Origin of the sequence: Chryseobacterium culicis, from assembly GCF_002979755.1 — a bacterium.
GTDB lineage: Bacteria > Bacteroidota > Bacteroidia > Flavobacteriales > Weeksellaceae > Chryseobacterium > Chryseobacterium culicis_A.
In genome coordinates this window covers 616,960-641,282 of sequence record NZ_PCPP01000002.1, presented here as the reverse complement: position 1 = coordinate 641,282, position 24,323 = coordinate 616,960, and the positions used below count along the sequence as shown (strand labels likewise).

At 36.5% G+C, this 24,323-nt stretch carries 20 protein-coding genes, 4 tRNA genes and 1 riboswitch; of the genes, 12 read left to right on the top strand and 12 right to left on the bottom strand.

The window, feature by feature from the left end; translation table 11 throughout:
• Positions 1 to 129 precede the first annotated feature (129 nt).
• The gene (locus tag CQ022_RS15945) at positions 130 to 1,311 is read left to right on the top strand and encodes a hypothetical protein (RefSeq protein WP_105683304.1); all 1,182 of its coding nucleotides are present in this window, start codon (positions 130 to 132) and stop codon (positions 1,309 to 1,311) included.
• On the top strand, positions 1,295 to 1,876 hold the full coding sequence (locus tag CQ022_RS15940) for a hypothetical protein (protein WP_105683303.1): 582 nt from the start codon (positions 1,295 to 1,297) through the stop codon (positions 1,874 to 1,876). Before CQ022_RS15945 ends, CQ022_RS15940 begins: the two co-directional genes overlap by 17 nt.
• Here the strand turns inward: CQ022_RS15940 and CQ022_RS15935 are convergent.
• Together CQ022_RS15935 and CQ022_RS15930 are read right to left on the bottom strand one after the other, a co-directional pair.
• Complete coding sequence (locus tag CQ022_RS15935; protein WP_105683302.1) at positions 1,825 to 2,400, bottom strand: 5-formyltetrahydrofolate cyclo-ligase; 576 nt, start codon at positions 2,398 to 2,400, stop codon at positions 1,825 to 1,827. The two genes, CQ022_RS15940 and CQ022_RS15935, sit on opposite strands and share 52 nt — an antisense overlap.
• 71 nt (positions 2,401 to 2,471) lie before the next feature.
• Entirely contained in the window at positions 2,472 to 3,833 is a 1,362-nt protein-coding gene (locus CQ022_RS15930) for a rhodanese-related sulfurtransferase (protein ID WP_105683301.1), read from the bottom strand.
• A gap of 362 nt (positions 3,834 to 4,195) precedes the next feature.
• Between CQ022_RS15930 and CQ022_RS15925 the strand changes: the two genes are divergently transcribed.
• Positions 4,196 to 5,725 (top strand): trypsin-like peptidase domain-containing protein, encoded by a 1,530-nt coding sequence (locus tag CQ022_RS15925; RefSeq protein WP_105683300.1) that lies wholly within the window; start codon positions 4,196 to 4,198, stop codon positions 5,723 to 5,725.
• 67 nt (positions 5,726 to 5,792) lie between these two features.
• On the opposite strand, the gene CQ022_RS15920 is transcribed toward CQ022_RS15925, so the two are convergent.
• From CQ022_RS15920 to CQ022_RS15910, 3 genes are all read right to left on the bottom strand, one after another.
• Complete coding sequence (locus CQ022_RS15920) at positions 5,793 to 6,248, bottom strand: hypothetical protein (protein ID WP_105683299.1); 456 nt, start codon at positions 6,246 to 6,248, stop codon at positions 5,793 to 5,795.
• Positions 6,248 to 6,628, bottom strand: coding sequence for a RidA family protein (locus tag CQ022_RS15915; RefSeq protein ID WP_034694591.1), 381 nt, complete (start codon positions 6,626 to 6,628; stop codon positions 6,248 to 6,250). Before CQ022_RS15915 ends, CQ022_RS15920 begins: the two co-directional genes overlap by 1 nt.
• Positions 6,629 to 6,769: 141 nt before the next feature.
• The gene (locus CQ022_RS15910) at positions 6,770 to 9,355 is read right to left on the bottom strand and encodes a putative LPS assembly protein LptD (RefSeq protein WP_105683298.1); all 2,586 of its coding nucleotides are present in this window, start codon (positions 9,353 to 9,355) and stop codon (positions 6,770 to 6,772) included.
• A 53-nt stretch (positions 9,356 to 9,408) separates the two neighbouring features.
• On the opposite strand from CQ022_RS15910, the gene CQ022_RS15905 reads away from it, so the two are divergent.
• The 9 genes from CQ022_RS15905 to CQ022_RS15865 all read left to right on the top strand — a co-directional run bounded on the left by CQ022_RS15905 (position 9,409) and on the right by CQ022_RS15865 (position 14,264).
• Entirely contained in the window at positions 9,409 to 10,695 is a 1,287-nt protein-coding gene (locus CQ022_RS15905) for an N-acetylmuramoyl-L-alanine amidase (protein WP_185126817.1), read from the top strand.
• Positions 10,696 to 10,754: 59 nt separating this feature from the next.
• Positions 10,755 to 10,826 (top strand) — tRNA-Glu (locus tag CQ022_RS15900).
• 347 nt (positions 10,827 to 11,173) lie between these two features.
• Positions 11,174 to 11,494, top strand: a complete 321-nt coding sequence (locus tag CQ022_RS15895; protein ID WP_105683297.1) for a hypothetical protein — start codon at positions 11,174 to 11,176, stop codon at positions 11,492 to 11,494.
• Between the two features lie 66 nt (positions 11,495 to 11,560).
• Positions 11,561 to 11,815: a 30S ribosomal protein S20 gene (rpsT, locus tag CQ022_RS15890; RefSeq protein WP_002983073.1), complete on the top strand. Its 255-nt coding sequence runs from the start codon at positions 11,561 to 11,563 to the stop codon at positions 11,813 to 11,815.
• Positions 11,816 to 11,825: 10 nt separating this feature from the next.
• Positions 11,826 to 11,897: transfer RNA gene (locus CQ022_RS15885), tRNA-Glu, on the top strand.
• 82 nt (positions 11,898 to 11,979) lie between these two features.
• A tRNA-Glu gene (locus CQ022_RS15880) sits at positions 11,980 to 12,051 on the top strand.
• Positions 12,052 to 12,114: 63 nt separating this feature from the next.
• A tRNA-Glu gene (locus CQ022_RS15875) sits at positions 12,115 to 12,186 on the top strand.
• A 292-nt stretch (positions 12,187 to 12,478) separates the two neighbouring features.
• A complete protein-coding gene (locus CQ022_RS15870; RefSeq protein ID WP_105683296.1) occupies positions 12,479 to 13,252 on the top strand; it encodes a T9SS type A sorting domain-containing protein in 774 nt (257 codons plus the stop codon).
• Positions 13,253 to 13,475: 223 nt separating this feature from the next.
• Entirely contained in the window at positions 13,476 to 14,264 is a 789-nt protein-coding gene (locus CQ022_RS15865; protein WP_105683295.1) for a T9SS type A sorting domain-containing protein, read from the top strand.
• A gap of 171 nt (positions 14,265 to 14,435) precedes the next feature.
• Here CQ022_RS15865 and CQ022_RS15860 read toward each other — a convergent pair whose 3' ends face one another.
• From CQ022_RS15860 to CQ022_RS15830, 7 genes are all read right to left on the bottom strand, one after another.
• Positions 14,436 to 16,694: a DUF5074 domain-containing protein gene (locus CQ022_RS15860; protein ID WP_105683294.1), complete on the bottom strand. Its 2,259-nt coding sequence runs from the start codon at positions 16,692 to 16,694 to the stop codon at positions 14,436 to 14,438.
• A 36-nt stretch (positions 16,695 to 16,730) separates the two neighbouring features.
• Positions 16,731 to 17,924, bottom strand: coding sequence for a cell surface protein (locus CQ022_RS15855; RefSeq protein WP_105683293.1), 1,194 nt, complete (start codon positions 17,922 to 17,924; stop codon positions 16,731 to 16,733).
• A gap of 14 nt (positions 17,925 to 17,938) precedes the next feature.
• Positions 17,939 to 19,072: a YncE family protein gene (locus CQ022_RS15850; RefSeq protein ID WP_105683292.1), complete on the bottom strand. Its 1,134-nt coding sequence runs from the start codon at positions 19,070 to 19,072 to the stop codon at positions 17,939 to 17,941.
• Complete coding sequence (locus CQ022_RS15845) at positions 19,069 to 21,102, bottom strand: TonB-dependent receptor plug domain-containing protein (protein ID WP_105683291.1); 2,034 nt, start codon at positions 21,100 to 21,102, stop codon at positions 19,069 to 19,071. The genes CQ022_RS15850 and CQ022_RS15845 overlap by 4 nt, the downstream gene beginning before the upstream one ends.
• Positions 21,103 to 21,210: 108 nt before the next feature.
• Positions 21,211 to 21,396, bottom strand: a riboswitch (cobalamin riboswitch).
• A 92-nt stretch (positions 21,397 to 21,488) separates the two neighbouring features.
• A complete protein-coding gene (locus CQ022_RS15840) occupies positions 21,489 to 22,436 on the bottom strand; it encodes a transporter (protein ID WP_105683290.1) in 948 nt (315 codons plus the stop codon).
• Positions 22,437 to 22,448: 12 nt separating this feature from the next.
• Positions 22,449 to 23,498 (bottom strand): cytochrome-c peroxidase, encoded by a 1,050-nt coding sequence (locus CQ022_RS15835; RefSeq protein ID WP_105683289.1) that lies wholly within the window; start codon positions 23,496 to 23,498, stop codon positions 22,449 to 22,451.
• Positions 23,491 to 24,321, bottom strand: coding sequence for an MbnP family protein (locus CQ022_RS15830; RefSeq protein ID WP_105683420.1), 831 nt, complete (start codon positions 24,319 to 24,321; stop codon positions 23,491 to 23,493). Before CQ022_RS15830 ends, CQ022_RS15835 begins: the two co-directional genes overlap by 8 nt.
• Positions 24,322 to 24,323: the final 2 nt, after the last annotated feature.

The window sequence follows — 24,323 nt, the reverse complement described above, 5'->3', positions numbered from 1 at the left end:
GTTATTTGAACAAGACAAAGGTAGAGCAGTTAGAAAATTTGTCTATGAAAAATAATTGTAATACCTTTGTAAAATAGTTTTACAAAAAAACATAGCTGATAATCAACAATTTAATTATTTTTTGAAAAATTGACAGATTTAGATCTATTACACTTTGAACAGCTAAAAAAGGAAGTTCAGGGTCAATACTTAAAAGAATATACCCCTTCACAGGATGATATCTCCAAGTGGAAAGGTATAGATATTATATATTTCCAGGAAGACCTGCGGAAAAAAGCAAAAGGTAACATCAGTGAAAAGTCATTTTACACCTATTTTAAAACTTCACCTGTTACTAAATTGCCTAGAATAGATATGCTCAATTTATTGAGTATTTATACGGGTTATGACTCTTGGTATGAATTCAAAAAACAACATCTTTTTGCCGGTGAATTATTACTGGAAAATGAAAATCTTGAGGAAGAAGAAATCAACGAACTAGAAAAAACAGTTTCTGCAGCGCCTGAACTTCCAAAAACAGAAATTCAGCCTAAAAAACCCGAAATAAACACCCCACAAAACACTGATTTACAAAAACCAAATACTGATAATCAAAACGTTACAAAAAACAACACAACAACTAATGAAATTGAAATTTCATCGGTTCCGCCTAAGAAAAATTTCTTCAAAAAGAATGCCTGGGCACTTGTTACTTCCGTTTTGATTACCATTACCGGTCTTTTAGGATTTAAGGATGTACTTTTTTCAAAAACTTACAAATATTGTTTCATTGATAAAGACAGAGGAGTTTCCGTCATCAATACATTGGAAATAATGGTAGTGAAAGAAAATGAGTCTCCGTTGATGTATAAAATAAAGCCGGGCGAGTGTTTTTATTATTCTACGAAGGATAAAAATTTAAAAATGCGAATCAGTGCTCCTTTCTATGAGCCTCTGGAGGTAAATCGAAATCTTGAAAATGCTCCGGAAGAAGAAAAAATCGAGCTAAAACCGGATGATTATAAGATGGCTGTCTATTATTTCTCTATAAAAGACATTAAAGGAGGAAATCCTGATGAACAGGTTGCTCTTATTAAGCAGAAAAGAAATCAGCTGGAAAACCTGATCAGTAATAACGCTGTAATCTACCAGGTTTATGACAATGATACGTATGGTATAGAAAGCCTGAATAAGCAGAAATATATCACATTGGTAACTACACCTACCACTTCTCTGAAAAACCTGAATGTAATAGAAATGAAAAAGGATAACAAAGGTAAGATTGTATCCATCAAATTTAAAATTGCTACCACAGATGAAAAGAATAAGTAATTTTTTAATTTTCACCGTGCTTCTGACATTATTTATTGCTTGTAATAATAAAACCTCAGAGGTAAGCGACCTCGATAAACTACGAAACAGCAACAATGAAAAAAGCTATCCTGCGGTACAAATGGACAGCATGCAGGCAATCAATTCCATTACTAAACAAAAAGTTCAGGAACTTTTGGACCTGTCTACCCTATACCTTAGTGGAAACAGAAATACAGAAATAGATACGGTTATTTACTCACAAATGGAAAGTTATTTCCATAAACCGGATTCTCTGACGTTTAAAAGGTTATTGAAGGAACTGGACAGCCTGAAAGCAAAATCAGCAAAAGTCAGCAACCTGAATGTGTATAAAGAATTCTATAAAAAGGACACCTTAGACTACGCCAAGTTCAATGTGGAGTACTTTGACAATAAAAACAAGTCTTTGGGAAGTTTTGAAAAGAACGCACAATACATCCTGCTTTCAACTTCCAAGCTTAAAAAAGAATTTAAGTTTTACTTTTTAGATTTTTATTCCAAACCGCTTAAGAATGACAGTACTTTAGTAGGAGTAACCAAATAGTCCAGGGAAATATCATTTTCCCAGACATCATCCACATATTCATCGGGGTCAAAATAATTGACTCCGATTTTTTTGGTCTCAGCGGATACATTTTGAAACAGTCCATCATAAAACCCTTTGCCATATCCTACCCTATTTCCTTTTTGGTCACAATATAACAAAGGGGTAATCACATAATCAAATGCATTCTCACCGGAATCTTCATTGGAAACAGGCTCAGAAATCCCCCAGTTATTGATCTCAAAGACCGTTTCTTCAAAAACTTCTATATTAATAAGCTGATCCCCTACAATTTTAGGCACATAAACACGGATATTATGAGCCAGAAAATAATGTATGAAGATTTGAGTATCAATTTCCTTTCTTACCGGAATTGGGACAAAAACATGTACTTTTTCCGATTCTTTCGGATTGAAATAATGAATGAAATTTTCGAAAATATTCTCTGATAACAAGAAAGCCTCATCAGGAGACAAGGCTTTTCTTTTTTGAGTGTATTTTTTTCTAAGCTCAGCTTTTAGCATAATTATTAAGTTATTTGAACTGAAATAATTTTTACCTGATAAGCTTTTGCAGCTTTATCGCTTATTCAGGATTATGCGTTTTGCACAATTCTGTACAGTTTATCAGATAAACGAACTCTAAATGGAAGCTCGAAGGTAATCTGATCTCCAATATTTGCCGTTTCACAAGGACCTCCGTTCGCATAGATTTCAGTAATAGTAACTTCCTGCTCACCAGTTGTAGGACCGGAAATTAATACTTTATCTCCTACTGACAGATCTTTATGTTCAATTAAAAATTGTGCAATTTTTGATTTTGAGAAGTAATGTTCCGCCTTCCCGATCAATTCTTTTTTAACAGCAATCTTTTGACGGATATTTTTCGTTTCAGCTTTCGCTAAAGGCTTATCAGTTAAATCCCCTGAATTTTTGAATTTCAAAGCATCCGATTTTCCTTTTCTGAATACTTTGTTTCCAACCTGCAGTCCTTTTCTTAATTTTAGCTGCTCATCCCAAGGTAAATGCACCGTATCCAGACATTCTGTAGAACAGCAGTTTTCCATGGCTGCTTTACAGTCATCACACTGGATAAACAATAGGTGGCAAGCATCATTCGCACAGTTGGTATGATTATCACAAGGTTTTCCACACTGGTGGCACTGGGCAATGATATCATCAGTAATCCTTTCTCCCAAACGGTGGTCAAATACAAAGTTTTTACCGATAAACTTACTTTCTATTCCTTCTTCTTTGATCTGGCGGGTATATTCAATAATTCCGCCTTCTAACTGATAAACATTTTTAAACCCTTGGTGTTTGAAGTAAGCACTGGCTTTTTCACAACGGATTCCTCCGGTACAGTACATCAACAGATTTTTATCTTCTTTAAAATCCTGTAACTGCTCGTTGATAATCGGTAAACTTTCTCTGAAGTTTTCCACATCCGGAGTAATAGCTCCTTCGAAATGTCCTACTTCACTTTCGTAGTGATTTCTGAAGTCTACTACGATCGTATTGGGATCTTCAAGGAGATCGTTGAATTCCTGAGCTTTTAAGTGAATACCTTTATTGGTAACATCAAAAGTCTCATCATTCAAACCGTCAGCAACAATTTTGTTTCTGACTTTTATGGTTAATTTTAAAAAAGAGTAATTGTCCTGGTCTACCGCTACGTTCAAACGGATTCCTTTCATGAAGTCATACACTTCCAGCGTATCTCGAAAAGCCTCAAACTGATCTGCAGGAACACTCATCTGAGCATTGATGCCTTCCGTAGCAACATAAATACGGCCAAGCGCATCAAGGGCATTCCAGGCTATAAATAATTCGTCGCGAAATTTTTTGGGGTCTTCGATTTTGGCATACGCATAGAAAGACAAAGTAAGACGGTCTTTACCGGCTTCATCAATAAGTTGAGCTCTTTCTTCTGCGCTTAAGGTGTTATACAGTTGCATGCTATAAACGTTTTAAGTGAGAATAAAATTTTTGCAAAGATAAGAATTTTAGAATTAAGTATATTAATGACAGAAATCACGAGTTGTGAACAATCAGTGATCAGAAGCAAACAATTTGTAATAAAAGAGTAAAAAAACAGCAGACTTTAGCCATCATTATGTCATATTATTCTTTAATTTTTTTTTAAGTTTTGTTAACTCTGGCATTAACAATTATGACATAAGACACAAATTGATATAATAGCCGTTAAATTTTAGTTAAAATTGAAACATAGCATACTAATTGCTTACTTATTTAACATTAAATTTGTTTACTCAAAAACATAAAAAAGAAATTAATTAATAAACAAGAAAGATATACAATGAAGAGTACTTTAAAAAAACTATTACCATTTGCAGTAGTTGGAGTCATTTCCGGAGCTACTACCGTTGGAGGTTTACAATATTTCGGACACAACTCCAGCAATGGAGATCAATCTTACTTTACAACCGCTGCACCTAATACTTCATTCGCAGGAATGAATACAGGAGCTGTAGGTGATGATTTTGTAAAAGCAGCGAAAACAACCGTTCCCGCTGTAGTTACCATTAAAAATTACCAGAGCAGAACAGCAAGCAGGGCTTCAGAACAGGACTTATTCGACTTTTTCTTCGGAGATCCTTTCGGAGGAAGAGGCCAGCAAAGACAGAAGCAACAGCAGGCTCCTGAAAATATGCCATCAGGAATGGGTTCTGGTGTAATCATCTCTCCGGACGGTTATATCATTTCCAACAACCACGTTGTAGCAGGTGCCAATAAGCTGGAAGTAGTGTTGAGCAACAAGAAATCATATATTGCAACATTGGTGGGAACAGACCCTAATACGGATATCTCTTTATTAAAGATTGAAGAAAAAGGTCTTCCTTATTTAAATTTTGCAAATTCAGACAATATTGATGTAGGACAATGGGTACTGGCAGTAGGAAATCCATTGGGATTAAATTCTACCGTAACCGCTGGTATTGTTTCTGCTAAAGGAAGAGGTATCGGAATTCTAGGAAGTCAGGGAAAAGCAACGAATCCTATTGAAAGTTTCATTCAAACGGATGCGGCCATCAACCCGGGTAACTCAGGAGGAGCTTTGGTGAATACGAATGGAGAGCTTATCGGGATCAACTCTGCGATTCAGTCTACTACAGGATATTACCAGGGATACGGATTTGCTGTCCCTGCCAATCTGGCAAGAAAAATTGTTGAGGATATCAAGAAATTCGGAATTGTACAGAGAGGATTCCTTGGAGTTCAGTCTTTAGATCTTTCAAATGATCAATTGGTAACTTCATATAACAAACAGTTTAAAACAACGCTAAAAGTAGGTTCAGGAATCTATATTACAGGATTTGGGGAAAACAGTGGTGCTGAAGATGCAGGATTGAAAAAAGGAGATGTAATTACCAAAGTAGACAACTACGACATTACAGATTTTGCTGACCTTTCAATGTCCATCGGAAGCAAGCGTCCCGGAGATAAAGTACAGGTGACTTATGTAAGAAATGGTAAAGAAGGAACTACTTCTGTAACTCTTAGAGACCAGAAAGGAGGAACTTCTACCAGAACGAAAGCCGACCTTAGTGTGACTGAAAAAATCGGAGCTGAATTTGATCCCCTTACAGAACGTTTCAAAACAGAATATGGACTGAACAGTGGTGTTGTAGCGAAAAACGTATCTGAAGGCAGCGAAATGGCTAAAATCGGAATCGTTGACAATTATATCATCATTGAAGTAAACGGCAAACCAGTAAATTCACAGAAAGATGTAGAAAAGACCCTGGAGAAATATCAGGGGAATGTACAGGTGAAATTTGTGGATGACTACGGAAGAATTTATACGAAAGGATTTAAAATGCCTTAATCAGAAAACAAATTGGTTTTCATATCAACAAAAAAACGCTGCAGAAATCTGCAGCGTTTTTTATATTTTATTTAGGCTTATTCATTTTTTCAGAAATTACTTTCTTCCTGTTCCGCTCATAGATAACTTCTACAATCTTACCTCCAATCCAGGAAAACGGAAAGAATGTAAGGAAAATAGAAATCTTATAAAATGTAGGATGATAAGGAAAAATAATAACATCCAGCATTGCGATAAAGAGCATAATAAATCCGATCAGAATAGCATAGGCTACTTTAGCATATTTTACGATAATAGCTGTTGCCACTCCTCCAATGGTAGTTCCTAGTCCGGAAATAAACAACAGGAAGCCGAAAAATGCCTTATCATCTTTCATGCTGAAAAGAAACCTTTGCCAGTGCTCAAACGGAGCAAAAGCCTCAAAAGTTATCCATTGCGGAAACACTCTTATACCAAGAGTAATAATAAGTCCTGCAATACCAAGACCTACCAGAACCGCAATTGTATTTCTTATAAAATTCATTAATCCTGATGTGCAATCATAGAAATTTCGATATCCACATTTTTAGGCAGGCAAGAAACCTGTACAGTTTCACGTGCCGGGTAGCTTTCTGAATCTAAGTAAGAAGCATAAATATCATTCATTACAGCAAAATCATCCATACTCTTAAGGAAGATGGTAGCTTTTACAACATTTTTAAAAGTCATACCGGCTTCAGTAAGGATCGCTTCAAGGTTTTTCATTACCTGGTGCGTTTCCTTTTCAATTCCTTCTACCAATTTACCAGTTGCAGGATCTACAGGAATCTGTCCGGAGATATATAAAACTCCATTTGCCATATTAGCTTGTGAATAAGGTCCGATAGCTGCAGGTGCATTAACTGTGTTGATTATTTGTTTCATATGTGGATATTATTTTTTCTAAAGTTATAAGTAGTCACATCTACGGTATTCATTAAAAAGAAAATCTCGTTAGCAGTGACTTCATTAGAATTTATTTTGCTTGCAAATATAAAATTTATATTCTCAAATGCCAATCTGATATTAGAAAGGTGCATTAGGCTGGGTAAAGCTTCTGTCTTTGTACTTCAATGCATCACTTAAGATGTTGGCTTTGATCCCGATAAAGAAGTCATATACTTTATACTGTCCGAAAGGAACCCAGTTGAAATTGATGGTAAAACTTCGTTGATCTCTTGAAAAACCAATTCTTGTGTACGCCAATTCTTTAGTCACCATATCATAATGCGTACTTCCGTTGATATTCCAGTAAGGGGTAAGTTTAATACTACCATCCAAACCTAAAGAAGCAATTTTATTACCAAACCTGCTTAATCCTTTTGAGTAGGCATAATTAGCACTAATATTCAGAGTCCATGCCTGATCAAAGTGAGCATAATGATCATCATCAAAATAATAATTTTCATTTCTGACTTCTCCTTTCGACGAATACTTCTTCGCATAATCTTTCTTCTCTCCAAAAATTTCGCTGCTTAAAGGATAAGACAACTGAACGTTGAATCCCTGTACACTGAAGTGTCCGAACTGTTCTGTTCTTATTCCTGTATCCTGTCCTGATGAGAAATCAATTTTATAAGGTTCCAGTGCCAGACTGGTATTTACCGTAAGTTTATTGTTGAAGAAAGAAGACTGTCCGTTGATTGAAAATACGGACCAAGGATGGTCTTTAGCAGCAAAGTTGTAGCTTCCTGCAAAGTTTAAAGATTCAAAAATTTTGATTTTTTTCACTCCTGTAGAATCGCTCTTAGACTTTACTTTCATCTCGATATTATTACCGATATTAAAACCTAAAGCTCCCTGCATACCACTTGACGGGCTTCCAATGATTCCTTTTTCAAAAATAGAATAAGGGGTCAGTGCTCCGTTGGCATTGTAATAATTTTTGTAATATCCGAAGTTAGGACTTGAAAAGTCCGGTGAATAAGTAAAGCTCACACTCGGAGTCATCATATGTCTCACCGCTTCCACTGTAGATCCTTTTTTGAATTTCATCATTCCGAAAAGGGTCGTCTGAAGACTGGCAGAAGTAGAGAAGGTAGAATATCCTGTAAAGTTTTTATTGATCTCATCCACTGTTACGTTTTTTACGGGATCATAAAATCTGTTCAGCGTCTTTGTTGTCAAAGCATTGTCGATATTGGCACTTAAACTGAAAGTGAAATATTTCGCCAATGTTGTATTGGTTGCTAAAGCGATGTTATTTTTAAGCCCTGTCTGCATCTTATCCCACATTTCTTTTTTAAACAGCTCATTTTCCTGAGTATTTACGAAATTGGTAAGGTTGAATCCGGTATTTACAGTAATATTTTCAAGAAGTCCCTGTCTGATTCCTGTTCTTGATTTAAACAGATAAAACTGGTTGATGGCTACGTTCATTTGCGGAAGACGAAGGTCTGCCAATCCCGTTGCAAAGTTTTGAGAATAAGAAGCTGTTCCTGTAATTGTCATCGGAAGTTTCAGGAATCTCTTGGTAAGGGTTACCGTAGAGTTCTGCTGGGTATTCAATACATTCTGGTTGAAAATGTAGTTGTTATTAAGCGGATTGTTATAGAACTTGGTACTTACAATATCTACCGAAGCACTGAATGTAAGGAAAGGATTGGCTTTAGAATCCTGAGAATGCGTCCAGTTTATTCTGTAGGTACTGTTTTTGGAATAATCATCCAGTCCTTTAATTCCTCTTACCATAGTCCCGATATCTGCCGTAAAGTTTCCGGAGTAACGGTATTTCTTCTGGTAGTTCACCTGAGGCCGTAAGTTCCAGCTTCCTTTTGTATAAATATCAGCTAAAACTTTAAGATCAAAGTGCTCTCCAATGGGTTGGTAATATCCTATTCCATTCAGGAAGAAACCTACATCTTCCCTTTCCCCGAAACTTGGGATCAGGATACCCGCTGCTCTTTTATCTGAGAACGGCAAAATGGCAAAAGGAAGATAAAGCGGTGTAGGAACCTGCTCAATAAACATTTGAATAGGACCTGTAACGATCTGGGATTTATTCTTGGTTTTAATCAGCTTAATATTATAAGCTCTCATAAAATAATCCGCTGCCGTATCTTTTTTCTTAATAAAATAATCATCCGTTGTATAATCCGCTTTTCTCATCGCGAATACGGAATCATTATATTTTTTTGTTTTCTGAGCTATAATTACCCCTTCACTTTCTTCTGTTCTTGCATTGAAAGCAATGGCCTGTTTCGTTTTTGTATTATAGCTGAATTCGTTGGTTTCGTATTTTTTTCCTGCCTGCGTGGTAATTACAGGTTCAATAATCTTCCCTAAAGAGTCCTGTTTTCCTCTGGCATAGATCAGACTTTTATTATCATCAATAGAGATATAGTCTGCATCAATCTGCATATCCTGATATTTTACCTGAGCATTTTTATTCAGGAATGTCATTTTTTTCGGGACATCTCTTCTCTGATCATCCGCTTTGGTACGAAGAACATCATTTAAAGATTCTTTTTTTACAACTATGGTATCCTTTTTGGAAATAGTATCATTAACCGCATTTTTAGGCAATTTTTCAGGAGTTTTCTGTGCTAAAAAATTGTTAAAAATTAGGATAATTAAAATTTGTAATATATTTTTGAAGACGGTTTTGGCCAATTTTATACTATATAATTAAGGCTCAAAATTAATATAATTTTTATAACTGTAAGATGCACAAACAAAATTTTAAAATAATTTTATCATTTCTCCTTATCCTAACCAGCAACTTTGTTTTCTCCCAAAAGAAGTTTACTATCGTTCTGGATGCGGGTCACGGAGGAAGTGATCATGGAGCCAACAGGACTTATTCTGACATTGGAAGAGTCGCAGAAAAAGACATTACACTTGCCATTACGTTAAAAGTAGGGGCAATGTTAGAGAAAAACAGAGACTTCAAAGTAATATATACCCGAAAAATTGACGAATATCCTTCTCTGTCGGACAGAACCAATCTGGCCAACAGGAGCAAGGCAGATCTTTTTGTATCTATTCACTGTAATTCTTCCCAAAGACCTACAGCATATGGTACTGAAACATATGTACAGGGACCTAACCAGAATAATGAAAACCTTGAGGTTGCTAAAAGAGAAAATGACGTGATTTTTCTGGATGAAAAAGATAAGCAGACATTCGGATCGTATAATCCGGATTCACCAGAATCATTAATTGCCCTGAAGCTTCAACAAAGTAAATATCTGGAATCAAGTCTTCTTTTAGGAGGATTGGTAGAAGATAACTTTGTGAATAAAGATAAAAGGTCTTCAAGAGGTGTATTCCAGAAGAACCTTCACGTTCTCCGTATGAATGCCATGCCTTCTGTACTGATAGAAACAGGGTTCATCAATCATCCTGAGGAAAGCCACTACATTGCTTCAGACAAAGGACAGACTGAAATTGCGGAAAGTATCTACAATGCTATTATTGATTATAAAAAAGCTGTTGACAGAAAATCCGGTGGTTCTATTGCTGTCAGAAAACCTGAACCTGAAAAGCCGGCAGAAGTTCCTTTGAAAAATGATTTCAGAATTCTCTTAATGAGTTCACCTACTAAATACAATGAAAATGATCCTGCACTGAAAGGACTGAACTATATTCTTACCCTTAAGGAAAACGGACAATATAAGTACTATTATGCTGTAACCAATATGGCTTCCGTGAAAGACATCAATCTTAAAACAGCTAAGGATGCAGGCTTCAGAAATGCTTTTGCAGTAGGATTTATGCCTAACCAGAGAATCAGCATGGGATATTATACGATAGAAGTGTATTCCGGTGATAAACTTAATGGCAATTCTTATATCCTTCAAAATTTAAAAGATGTGGAGCGAAATAAGGACAGTGGTATATTTTATTACACGTATGGAAAAGTATACACCTTAGAAGATGCTGTAAAACTTCAAAAAGAACTTGAAGCTAAAGGTGTCAAAAATACCGTGATACAGAAAGTCTACAAATAATTTAAAAAAAAAATTTTGAAGTTCAGAAGTTAATGATTACTTTTGCAACCTCAAAATTTGGCCTATTCGTCTAGTGGTCAGGACTCAAGATTTTCATTCTTGCAACAGGGGTTCGATTCCCCTATAGGCTACAACTTATAAACCTTTAGCTGATCAGTTAAAGGTTTTTTTATGGGCTCTTCTGTTCTTATTTTTAAAATTTTAACAGCTTTGAGCGCCTTTCAAGTTTTGTGATTATATTATCAATGAAAAGGGACAAAATTTTAGCATACTGACACTCTGGTAATTACTGTCATTATATTAAAAAGGGGGTTACTTTTATTTGAAAAAAGCATTCCGCTTATTTTATATGTTACAAAAGCATTATATTTGCAAAAATTTTAGCCATAGTTGGTCACCCAAATATGCTAACACTGATGAAAAATATTATTGATAAATCATTGTTTGTAGTTTTCTACAGACTATCAAATTTTATATCATGCCGGATTTAAAAATACAAGAAGCGAAATTGCTTTTTAAGAAAATCCACTCTAACCCAAAAAGTTATGATTTACAAATCAATGAAGGCGGGATTACAGGCAGAGATGATAAAATCAGTTTCAGACTTTACAGGACTGGAGAAAGGGTTGCTTTTGAAGTAACAATTGACGAACTTACTTTCACCAACACCACTGGAGAATGGAATAATGCACTGATCATGCTAGGAAATACGATCAAAAAATTAGAAAAAGAACAAGAAAATTTAAAAATAGAACAAGCAATAAATAAACTTAGAAAGTACCTTTCAGAAGAAAATTAAAATTTTTGAAAATAAATTTGGTAGTTTTAAAAAAAGTTTATAGTTTTGCACTCACATTTAAACGATATGGCAAATCATAAATCAGCACTAAAAAGAATCAGACAAAACGAAACTAGAAGACTTCGTAACAGATATTACCACAAGACTGCTAGAACAGCTTTAAAAGCTTTAAGAAATGAAGAGAACAAAGCTGCTGCTACAGAACAACTGCCAAAAGTTATCGCTTTATTGGATAAATTAGCTAAGAAAAATATTATCCATAAGAACAAAGCAGCTAACTTGAAAAGCAAATTGACAAAGCACGTTAATAAATTAGCGTAAAAATATAGCTGGCCCGTTCGTCTATCGGTTAGGACCTCAGATTTTCATTCTGGTAAGAGGGGTTCGATTCCCCTACGGGCTACTTAGATCTTATAAGACCACTATAACAATGGTGGTTTTATAAAGGTCACAGTAGAAAAAGCTATAATAAAATACATCTAACCGGCCCGTTCGTCTATCGGTTAGGACCTCAGATTTTCATTCTGGTAAGAGGGGTTCGATTCCCCTACGGGCTACAATAAGAGTTGATACTTATAAAAACAAAAACTAACACATTACTTCGGTAATGGAAGATAGAGGGCCCGTTCGTCTATCGGTTAGGACCTCAGATTTTCATTCTGGTAAGAGGGGTTCGATTCCCCTACGGGCTACAAAAGGACTTTTTCGAAAGTCCTTTTTTCGTTTCTATACATGACATTCCGGTACTTCTTTTCCAAAAACACCAACGTTTTAAGCATTCTCACCAATTGATTATACGGATTACTGCCGGATGAAAACAATCCTTTTCCTGGATTGCGCTTCTCATTTACCAAACTGTTTATACTCTACTCTACAGTCATATTAAATTTCATTAAAAATATCACCAATAATGGAAATATTGCTTTCTCATTATTCCACTAATCCTTAAATTTGAATAAAACTATTCATTTTAAAATATATAACATGAAATTCAATTTACTTTCGGGGAATCCATTCTCTTTCAAAGCCGGGCTGATGGCTTTATTTCTATTTTCAGCCAGCACAATGTCTTTTGCACAAAACAGAATTTACGCCCATGCCCAAAGTTCGGGTGTATTCGGAGTAGCCTGCCTGGGATGTCGTATAGATAACCCACTTAACGCTGTAGGATATAACGAAGACGATTATTCAACAATGGTATTGGGAACAGCACTATTGGGAGGAATTCAGCAGACACTGATTTTCCCTGACCTAAGATCAGACACAAGGTTGGTTGTAGGAATCGGTACAGACAATATTCCTTTATCTGTACAACTATTAAGCGGAGTAACTCTTGAAACAATGAACGGGGGAACTTCTAATGAAGACCACAGAACCATTGATGTCAGCCTTCTTAAACTGGGAGCCACGCCGAACAGAGGTACCGTAGAATTCAAACCGGCAAAACCTTATGACGGGATAAGAATAGGCTTAACAGGAGGTGTATTAAGCCTTGGCGGCGGATTCAGAATTTATTATGCTTACCAGGATCCATTGGCAAACATTTTGGCTCACAGCTTAAACGGACAGGTAACTCTTGGAGGAAACGTAGCTTTGGAAGGCTCTGAGGTCACTCTATATAATACATCAGGAAAAGAAGTGTTCCGTTCCCAATTGAAATCAAACACATTTGAATCCAAACAATCAGAAGGTGTTTATATCATGAATGTAAAAACCAAAGAAGGGAAAACATACTCCAGAAAAATTGTAATTAAATAATTCAATAAGCGATAAATAAATACGGCAGTCTTTTTAGGTCTGTCGTATTTTTTGTCTTCATTTTCAGAGAAATACAAAAACATCAATCATTAAATAAAAACAAATTCACAACCATAAATATCAACAAATCATTAACAAATCACAGAAATATGAAATAAAATAAGCAACATAATCATTTTATTTATAAATTTACAAAAAGCTAAAACCCAAAATTTTTCAACATATGAAAACTTATTTATTACTTAGCCAACGCACGATGAAAGCTGCAGTTTTGGCATCGTTCCTATTTTTAACAAGCACAATGTCTTTTGCACAGATTGTAAAAACCTATGCAAGCAGCCAAACCAATCAGGTACTAGGAGTATGCTTAGGCTGTGGTGTATTGAATCCTCAAAATGCGTTAGGAAGTAACGAAAGTGATTACTCCACCATTCAGGTTTCAGTAGGTCTTTTGGCAAGAACGGAACAGACATTGATCTTCCCAACGACTAATATCGCGAACAACACCAATAAGCTTGTGGTTGGAATTGGTTCCAATGGGACTCCATTATCTGCTCAGGTATTGGGAGGTGTAACCATTGAAACATTTAACGGAGATGTTTCCAACAACGATTACCAAAGTCTTACCAGTACTCTGATCAACCTTGGAGCCGGAGATCCGAGCAAAGCTGAAATTGAACTTAACATGAACATTCCTTTTGACCGTATCAAAATCAATGTAAATTCAGGATTATTGAATATTGGTGGTGAGCTTAGAGTATATTATGCTTATCAGTACAAAGATCCATTCATCAATTTCATGGCTCACAGCCAGAACGGGCAATTCACTCTTGACAAAAATGTTTCTGCTGAAGGTTCAGAGGTTACTCTAACGAATACATCAGGAAAAGAAGTATTCCGCTCTAAGCTGACATCAAATACATTTGAAACAAAACAGCCACAAGGAGTATACATCATGAATATTACCACTAAAGAGGGAAAAACATATTCTAAAAAAGTGATCGTTAAATAAAAAAATACATAACAAATCGAACCCGGCAAGCTTTTCAAGCTTGCCGGGTTTTTTATATCCAATATAGAATCATATCCGGTTCATAATGATAATGATGTTGAATGATAAATAAAAACCCCTGATCAAAACTGATCAGGGGTTTTATTAACAAGATTACGAACTAAAATACTATTAGTTTTTGATTACTTTTTGCTGATATACAGCTTTATCTGTCACGGCTTTCAAAATATAAATGCCTTTTGGAAGCGAACTTACATTGATCTGTCCGTTATTCAGTGGTGCATTCACTACTCTGCCTGAAGCATCATACATTGAAACATTCTGAATTTTCTCCTGAGTTTTAATCATAAGAATATCAGTTACCGGATTCGGGTAAATACTGAATTCCAGTTTTTTCACCTCAGCTGTAGCTAAAGTTGATGTGGTACTGTTTACCGTAATTGTCTTTTCTACCAGCTTACCATTTGAGTTAAAGCTGATCACGATATCAGATGTCCCCGAAACAAGCGGCGTCAGAACCAATTCATCACTATTGTTAATAGCAGCTGAAACGACCGTTGGATTACTATTTGATTTTATAGTTTTTACCACAGATACCGCCATGTTATCCGCATCAGAAACTATTGATTTCAGATCAACAGTTGTGGTATTCCCAGCTGTAATCTGTGAAGGTAAAACGTTGCTCACAACAGGAACGGAATTGTTGGTAAATACTGTCAATGCAGGGAACCAATAATAATCGTTCAGTGTTTTTGTATTGATAAGAGCTCCGGTCATATCATAGGTATGAATCCAGTTTTTCTGATAATGAGCTCCATATCCGCTTTCCGTTGTATTCAGAACCAGTTCTCCGGTAATAGGATTTACACGAAGCGCCGCACCGTAAGGAATTTGCTTAAACTGTCCTGTCTGTCCCGGGATTGCAGCAAAATTTTCGTTAAATGTTTTTGTAGTAACATCGAATCTTACAATCTGTGTTCCTGAACTCCAGCTGCTGATTGAATTGATCCAGTATAAAGCATTTTCTTTGTTACTTGCTGAAAATTTACCTGCATTCCATGCTCCCCAGTCTCCGATATATTTTGTTGTTGGGATGTTGTAAACCTGTGTTGCAAAAGTAGTAGGATTGATGCTGATCAGCTTCTGATCCTGAATTCCCCAAACACTTCCGTCTTTAGCCTGAGCCACAGAATAGAAACCTCCGGCAATAGTACTCACTATGGTATCTGTATTAGGATTTATGACCAAAATCCCTACTCCTTGTTTCACCGCAAATACATATTGTGAAGTACGGATCATATTTCCAATTTGTCCTGTTCCACCCGTTCCGGTAATTAAAGAACCTACCTGTAAATTATCAATATTGAAAGTAACAATTCCGGTAGAAGTACCGATATACCCTTTATGTTCGTTTACTCCTACAAATGATCTTCCGTCACCTCCTCCGATGTTATTGAATCCGGCAATTTTCTGCATGGTCTGTGCATTGGCTACAACCAGTCTACCCCCCGGAGTATATTGAGTATCTCCTCCATCAGCGGCCTGCTTTGATATGAAATAGAACTTATCTCCGTAGATTGTTCCGTATTGCGTAGTGGCACCGAAAGCCTGATTATTATTTGCATTGCTGTACACACGGTAGTTGATCTGTCCGTTATTGTCAATGAAGTTCACAGAACCATTGGTATGGCCAAACCACTCTTCATTCACCATGAAATATCCATTGGTAAAGTTATTGGAAGCCACATAAGGAGAAACCGGAGTGATGGTAGAGGAAATAGGAGTTTCATTAAATCCTACATTAAAATTCCAAACATCCCATGAACCGTTTTCCAAAACACGTGAAGAAGCTCCCACACTAGAATATCCAAAATCAGCATCCGCAGGGTTCTTTACCCAATATGCCCAGTATCCGTTCACGGTCCAGCCTGACTGCCAGTGATCATTAGCAGCATCTACAATCGTATAGCTGTCAAAATCATAAGCTGTAGTATTCACAAAGCCATTCACAGGATATAGTGGATAAGTGGCATTTCCGCTTTTGATCAGTGCATTGGTATTCTGCCCATTCAGGTCAAACCCTATTCCTCCAACAGCGGATCCAAACTGCGTTCCCTGATAAAGCAGTGTATATAATCTGTGGTCTGCTTTAGCAATAGCTTTCAGCATATCTTCACCTGTAGCATTTCCGTTCCATTTGAATCCCCAAACCATAGCATCAGGGTTTTTGCCATCGTTCCATTGTACTACAAAAGCAGCCTGGTTGGTGCCTGATCCTACCCAATACTGAATATCAGAAAAACTGATTGTAGTGGTATTAAGCTTGCTGATCCCTGAAATATCATTTCTGGGTACACCCTGAACTTTTATCTGTGCATTTGATAAGCATGCAAACAGAAAAAGCATCATAAAAAGATAAAACTTTTTCATTTTTTATTAATTTAAATAGATTGTATTATTGACTTATTATTTGAAGTGTAAATCGTAGGCTCCTGCCACTTCTGTGGAAACTTCTCCCAGCCAGCCAGCTTCCTGATTAACTCCTGTGTATATTTTCATAAAATCGACTCCCGGAAGTTTCACATATTTTCCGCTTCTGTCTACCGCCCAGGAAATATCAATATTGGAGGCATCATCAGTATTCGGAGCATTATCTGCATATCCGAATTCATATGATTTTCCTACCCAATAGGATCCATCACCGCTCTGATCGAAGAAGTTATTCGCCAGTCTGGTTCCCGAAAAACTGTAAGAAGGATCTGTAAACCACAAAGGATAATAGCTTTGTGCATGAAATGTATTTTTTGTTTTAAATCCCTGATTTCCCAGATTATCATTCCACTTGATATATTCTACATCAGTCTGCCAGAATTCGGTGCCGGGTACAGGAACCTTATTTTCATTAGGCTTATGGTACGTTATGCTATAATCTTTTACCGTTGTATTTTTGAAATATTCGCTGCCTGCAATTTCGTACCACTCATCATTATCGGGTTTCCCATTTTTATTTTTGTCGTAGGCCACCATAATAATTCCCGGCTCACAAGATCCTGAACGCTGATCATTAGCATCATTTCCAAAGAATGCATTTCCAAGCACTTTAAAATCTCGACCATTCAGATTGGGAATTGTATGATCAAAACCGAAAACGACATAACCGCCATATCCTCCAAGGCTGATCATCGTAGAATTCCCTCCCACCAATGATTCATTTGCTTTCTGAAGCATATTTGCAGCAGTATTTCCAGGTATATATTCCGGAATTTCATTCATGAACTGTCCTACAGCAGGGCGGAACTCTAATACTTTGGAAATATATTTACTATAAGGTGTTTTTTCTTTGGTAACGATTATTTTAGAATGATAAATCTGCTCCTTCCCTTTATTGTTGATCTTCAAAGTCAGAGGATAGGCATCTGCGTTCGGACTGATAAATTCAAGTTCTGAATTTTGAGAAATGATAGAATCATTAATGCTCCATGTAACCGATCCTGATGCATGGGTAGGAATACTCAAAACTTTAAAACGGTCAATGGAATAGGAATCATCAAGACCATTAAATGTAAATTCATCTTCATCATCATGTTTACAGGCTATCACTCCTACGAGGAAAACTGATAAAAATCCGATTTTTAAATAGGTAAAGGTATTTCTGTTCATTTTTTAAAGTTTGATTATTTGTATAAAAAAGCAAAGTGGGCAGGAATATTTCCTCCCTCCGTTTTCCACTTGAAGTGTCCGTTTTTATCAAAGCAATACACAAATCCCATGGATACATAATTTCTGGCATCTGTAATGTAGATATCTTCTGTAATGGGGTTTACTGCTATGCCGTAAGGTGTTTTAATAGCGGTTTCGTATTCTTTGTCAAAGATTTTGTTGGCAATAATCTCTTCTGTTTTCACATCAATGATTCCAAATGTTTTTTTATAACTGTGGGTATTGTAGTTGAATTCATTTCCGTAGAAATAGAGTTTATCATTAACGATTGTCATCTCACTGACTGAGAGGTGAAAATCTTTTTTAACAGTTCCTGTGGCCGCATCAATTAAATAAAGGCTTGAAGGAACATTATAATAATCTCCTCTTGAGCTTACATACAGATCACCATAATTGTCCTTTTTAATGTGGTGAAGATTGATGGCAACATTTAGTTTTTGGATTTCCGTAAAAGTATTCAGGTCAATTACAGAAACCGTATTGTCATAATCGGGAGCTTTGTATCCTCCGGAATTGGCAACAAATAACTTATTGCCTACAATTTCCATTTCTTCCGGCTGATATCCCACCACCACCTCACGTTGAATAGAAAGAGAAGTGGTATCAATTTCCACTACTTTTCCTTTTGGTGCTTTGGGGTTAATGGCTACAGGTCCTGCATAGCTGCTCGCATAAGCTTTCCCGTCTTTGAAGGCCAGATATCTGCAGTTTTGCAGGGGAATGGAAGTAATACGTTTAGCTGTTTTAGCATCCAGCACTTCAATTTTATTGGAAACATTCACAATGATATAGAGTTTGCTTCCATAGACTTTGATATCATTTCCTACATCTCCCAGCTCTTTTACCACATTCGGATTGATTTCAGCATAAATATTCCGGTAATAGGTTCCTTTGGTATAATCAAAAAAATCCAGCGTACATTTATTGCTTCCCATATTCCCTTCATTCAGCATGTAAAAACCTTTTATTGCTGTATTTTCTGAAGGAAGTCCTTCTACCACTTCCTGACGAACAATAATATCATCTGTACGGCATGAAGTAAGAAAAGCTAATACCAGAAATAAAAAATAAAAGTTTAGTTTTCTCATAAGGTGAAGTTTAGAATAAGTTTAAAATTTCTTCCAGGCATCGGATAATTGATGACAACATCATAATATTGATTGAAAATATTATTCATTTCAAAGCTCACTTTAAATTGGTGATTCGCCCAATTGAATTTTTTCTGAACAGACAGATCGTGAGTGTACCAGGGCTGTACATAATTGTATTGAATATTGTCCTGATTCACATCATATCTTTCTCCTACATACATCGCACTGTAATTGAAACTCCAGTCTTTATAATCTGCCATCAAACTGAATGATCCGCTATGCCATGGGGTATAAGGAATCTGATTACGATAAAAGGTATCTTCCGGATCACTTATATCTCTTGCACTTTGATATGTGTAAGAAAGCAATGGTCTTAACTTTACCTTTCCTAATTGCATTTCGGCCTGAATATTTACATCCGCTCCAATAATTTCAACCATTCCAAGATTCATCATCAGCCAGCGGAACATACTTCCGTTAGGGGCCGCTACAATTTTATCCTGTACTTTGTTGTAGTAACCATCTACTTTAGCATAAAAGGTTTTAAAGAAATGGTTGGTATAATTCTTCTGATAAGTAAATCCTACGTCATACTGATTGGTAAATTCCGGTTTCAGATAGGTATTTCCGATATTGGTATAATATAAATCATTGAAAGTCGGAAGTCTGAAAATTCGTTTATAGAAAGCTCTAAGCGTAAGCTCAGGAATGATCTCAGGCTGGTAACTCATAAATACAGCAGGTGTCCATTCTCTGCTGTCTCCTGGTCTTTTGTTTTTTCTTACTTCTTCAAACGTAAAAGTTCCTAAAAGGCTTCCCAGAATTTTGAACCTGTTCCACTGATAGGTTGTTGCCAATGCCACCAATGTTGTGTATCGCGTAGGATAAGAAAAGTTATCAAGATTAGCATCAAGATTATTGTATTGAAAATCTCCACTCAGACTCACATCCCAATTGGGGGTGATAGAATAGATATTGGATGAGGAAAGATAGAGTTCTCTTTGGATATAGGTATTATCGGTATGAATAATAGACTGTGAACGAACCGTATCCATGAAATGAGTATAATCGTAGGCGAATTTTGCTTTCAGCTGTGTTTCAAGTTTTGGGAACAGTTTCTTTCTCAGATTGGCCTGTACAAAATAATTTTCGTCAGAAAGTCTCGCTCCTCTTCCGCCAAAACGGCCGTTGACGATAGGTGCCGGCATCCCACGGTTTGAAATATAACCGTAGCCACGGATATTCCAGCTTCCGTTATTTAAAGTACCGTTGATAGACGTTTCAAAACGTTTTGCCCTGATATCTGAATCCTGTCTCTTTGCGATGGTATCATAAGCCTGCTGACCATCTGGATATTTTTTAGCATAACGAAATCTATAAATTCCGTCACTCTGCATAAATTCTCCACTGAAACTGGCAGAAACTCTGTCTGATATTTTTTGTTCCAAACGGAATGACGGATTGAAAAGATCAATGGACGCACTTTTTGCTCTTATAACGAGATTGGTTTTTCTTGTTCCTTTAAATACAGGTGTTTTGGGTTGCAGATAGATCGATCCCGAAGAGCCAAAATCTTTTGCAGGTTGGAAAATTTCACTTTTCTGTCCGTTATACAATGATATTTCTTCCAGATCGTCTAAAGAATATCTCCCCAGATCTACCAGTCCGTTTTGGGCATTTCCCAATTGAATTCCATCATAGAAAACACCAACATGCTGGCTTCCCATACTACGGATATTGATCGTTTTCAAACCCCCTAACCCTCCATAATCTTTGATCTGAACTCCGGAAAAATACCGCAACGCATCTGCAACAGAATGACTGTTCAGTCTTTCCAGCTGCTCACCTTGCAGGGTTTGCGCCGGAATAATTTCTTTAAAATTCTTTTTATAAAGACTAATCGCTTTGATGGATTCTTCCTTCAGAGTGTCATTTTTCTTTTTTTGAGAATATAAAAGTTGAGATGTGATCACCAGTATTGTGAAAACAGCTTTATGAATTGCAGAAGTAGTTTGTTTTGCCGCCATTAGCTCATTTAGGATAATGAAGACGCTAATGGATATAAGAATACAACGACAAAGCACAGCTGTTACTGCACAGAATCATTGATGTCCTAAGCTTTATTCCACGAAAGCGTCAAACGATTATTTTCTGGCAGGTCTTCTGACTTACTCCATTTTTGAAATCCTTCCCATTAAAAAACAGTGGATATATTCTTCAAAAACCTTGGTGCGGAGCTTACAGCAGCGGGTCTGTTCCGGATTTTCACCGGATTCCCTTTTAAGAGCTTTTTATGGCTCACCAAATTTCGGCAAAGATAAAAAATTATTCCTAACCCCCAATTAAAATAATGATTCATAAACAATTAAAGCTCCCGAAGGAGCTTTAATATGATTTTTAAAAGGGGTTTTATTTAAATCCCGATATTCAGGAAAATACTGAATCTTGATTTTGCTTCGATGTCACCTCCTGCCAGATGGGTATACATAGGAAGCATGAGCTCACTTCCCAAACTCAGCCTTTTATAGGAAGCTTCAAATCCTAACTTTCCATACAATGCGCTTCCTGCAGTATTGGGTAGCGCTTCGTCAAACTGTTTATTCTGGGCATACACTTCTCCCTGAACTCCGGTTTTTACTGAAAAAATGGATTTTTCATTTCCTGCAATCTGATAAAACCCCGTCGCGGCATAGTTCCATTGGTTTCCAAATCGGTAATTTTTCTTATTCTCCATTTTGATGGTATAATCTGTATTCACCAACACAGCTACTTTATTTTTCTGAAACTTATAATTCAAAGCGGCCTGATAATCCCAGCTGCCGGTTCCCAGCTGAAAACTCGGATTAACGCCGGAAGCTCCTTTTTCATCGAATTTCCCTAAAGGAATTTTCACACCCAACCCTCCGCTTAAGTGGTGAAAATTATCTTTAGAACTCATCAGCTGATAAATTCCCATCAGATTAAGATCCCCGATTCCATTGATTTTGATATCTCCCTGTTGGGTTTTTTTTTCATGGAAATGGAAGGGCAGACTTGCATATACACTCAGTTTTTTAGTTAAAGGAATCTTTCCCCAAAGCTGTAAGGTATTAAAATACTGATCTTGTGTAAGATCTTTCACAAATAGGTTTTCTTTTGCTTTGTAATGCTGGGCAAAATATTTGATTCCGATAAACTGTGGATTCAATAAAGACTCAAAGCCGGAAGAACCGTTTCCTGCAGCACAGCCACAGGCATCACAATCATCATCAAAATCAAATCTGCTAAAGCTGTCCGGAGCTATATATGCACTATCTCTGATAGTTTTTGCCTGATATTGCCCAAACAGGATTAAACTTATTATTACTATAATCTTCTTCATGTTTTCTATAAATTATTCTGCAAATTTTGGATTGGATATAAAACTTTTATCTGATAATGTTTTCAGGAATGCAATAATCGACTGTTTTTCCTGACTGTTCATAGCAATACCAATATGCCCATTCTGTTTCAGCTGCGAATCCAGATTGGGATTATCTTCTACCTGACCTGAATAGAAGTTAAGTACCGCCTCTAAGGTGTAAAATCTTCCGTCATGCATATAAGGTGCTGTATATTCTACATTTCTCAGACTCGGAACACGGAATTTCATCCAGTCTACCTGATTAAGAGTAACTCTGTAGCGTCCCGCATCTTTGAACTCGGTGTTATAATACATTCCTGTATTGCGGAAGCTTTCATCGGTAAATAATTCTCCACTATGACAAGAGGCACATTTCTGACCGAATAAAGCCATTCCCTGGGATTCTGCTGAAGTTAGCTGCTCTTTTCCCTGTCTGAATCTGTCATATTTTGAATCTGCAGAAATTAAAGAAGCCATAAACTGTGACAGCGCTTTTAGAATTCTTTCTCCGGTAATCGTTTCATCTCCATAAGCTTCCCTGAAAAGTTTTTTATACTTCTGGTCATCTTTTATTTTTGAAATAGCTTCCGGTATGGAGCTGTCCATTTCATTGATGTCTGTAATGGGGCTGATGGGTTGTTCATTAAGATTATGAATGACCCCGTCCCACATATATCTTTTCAAAAAAGCCATATTCTGAATGGGTGGAGCATTTCTGATTCCAATTCTGTCATCTACCCCATGGCTTACTGTATGCCCATGATGGGTAAAAGCGTTTTCCTGAATATGGCAGAAACCGCATGAAATGGTATTATTCCGGGAAAGTCTTCCTTCGTAGAATAATTTTCTTCCCAATTCTACTCCGTTTTTTGTCACCGGATTCGTTGATGTATCAAAAGTCATTTCAGGAAAATAAGAAGGAAACTGCAGATTATATGCTTCATCTTTTTCCAGCGGCTGTATCACCTCATCTGAACAGGAAATACAACTCAGCAGAAATACACACAGAACCAGTATTGTTTTTACAAAAAAATTAATCATTATGAACGTGATCTACTTTAAACATTTTTGTAAGGTTATTGGTAACGTCTACCAGATGTTGATTTGAACCCATCAGCATATCATTAGTTGTGGTAAGCGTAAGCGCTTTATCTCCACTCAAAAACTGATTAAGATCTGCCAGAATATGAACAGAAGGGCGGATTTGTCCTGTTACTCTGGCTGTTGTTGGAAGATTCAACGTAATTTCACGATAAAGATCAGGGGTATTATTTTCTGTAGTATTTCCCATATTTCCTGTATGATTCATAAATTCCTTTGATGGAGAATCTGCTCCATATTTTCCTTCCAGTTTTACAAAAACATATCCGGCTGCCCATGACCATGACATCCCTTTCTGCTTGGCTTTTGTCCAGAATTCAGCTTGACCGTCTTGTCCCAATAAGTAAGCTTTCTGGCTGATTCCTAATCCGAATTTTATTTTTTTATAATTATTTTTCGGAATACCTTCCAGGTTGAGGTATATAATTCCGGCTACCGCATCAGCCTGATCTACTATGAAAGCACCTTTATCAGGATTGTTTTCATTGTATTTAAACTCATTCCCGTTCTCGTCTATCAGGGAAATGTTACTGATTACATATTTTAAAGCAGAAAAATTATGTTTCTGTCCATTAGAAGAAGTCTGAACCGTTTGATTCAGGACAATATCTCCTACATTATTAAATCCGTTTTCAAATTTAATCTGAAGCTTTCCGGGCGTAGTATCCTGTGGATTTTCGTCATCTCTGCTGTTTTCGCAGGCTACGAAAGAGAATAAAGTAAAGGCAATAAAGAATAGTGATAAAAATTGAGAAATTTTCATTG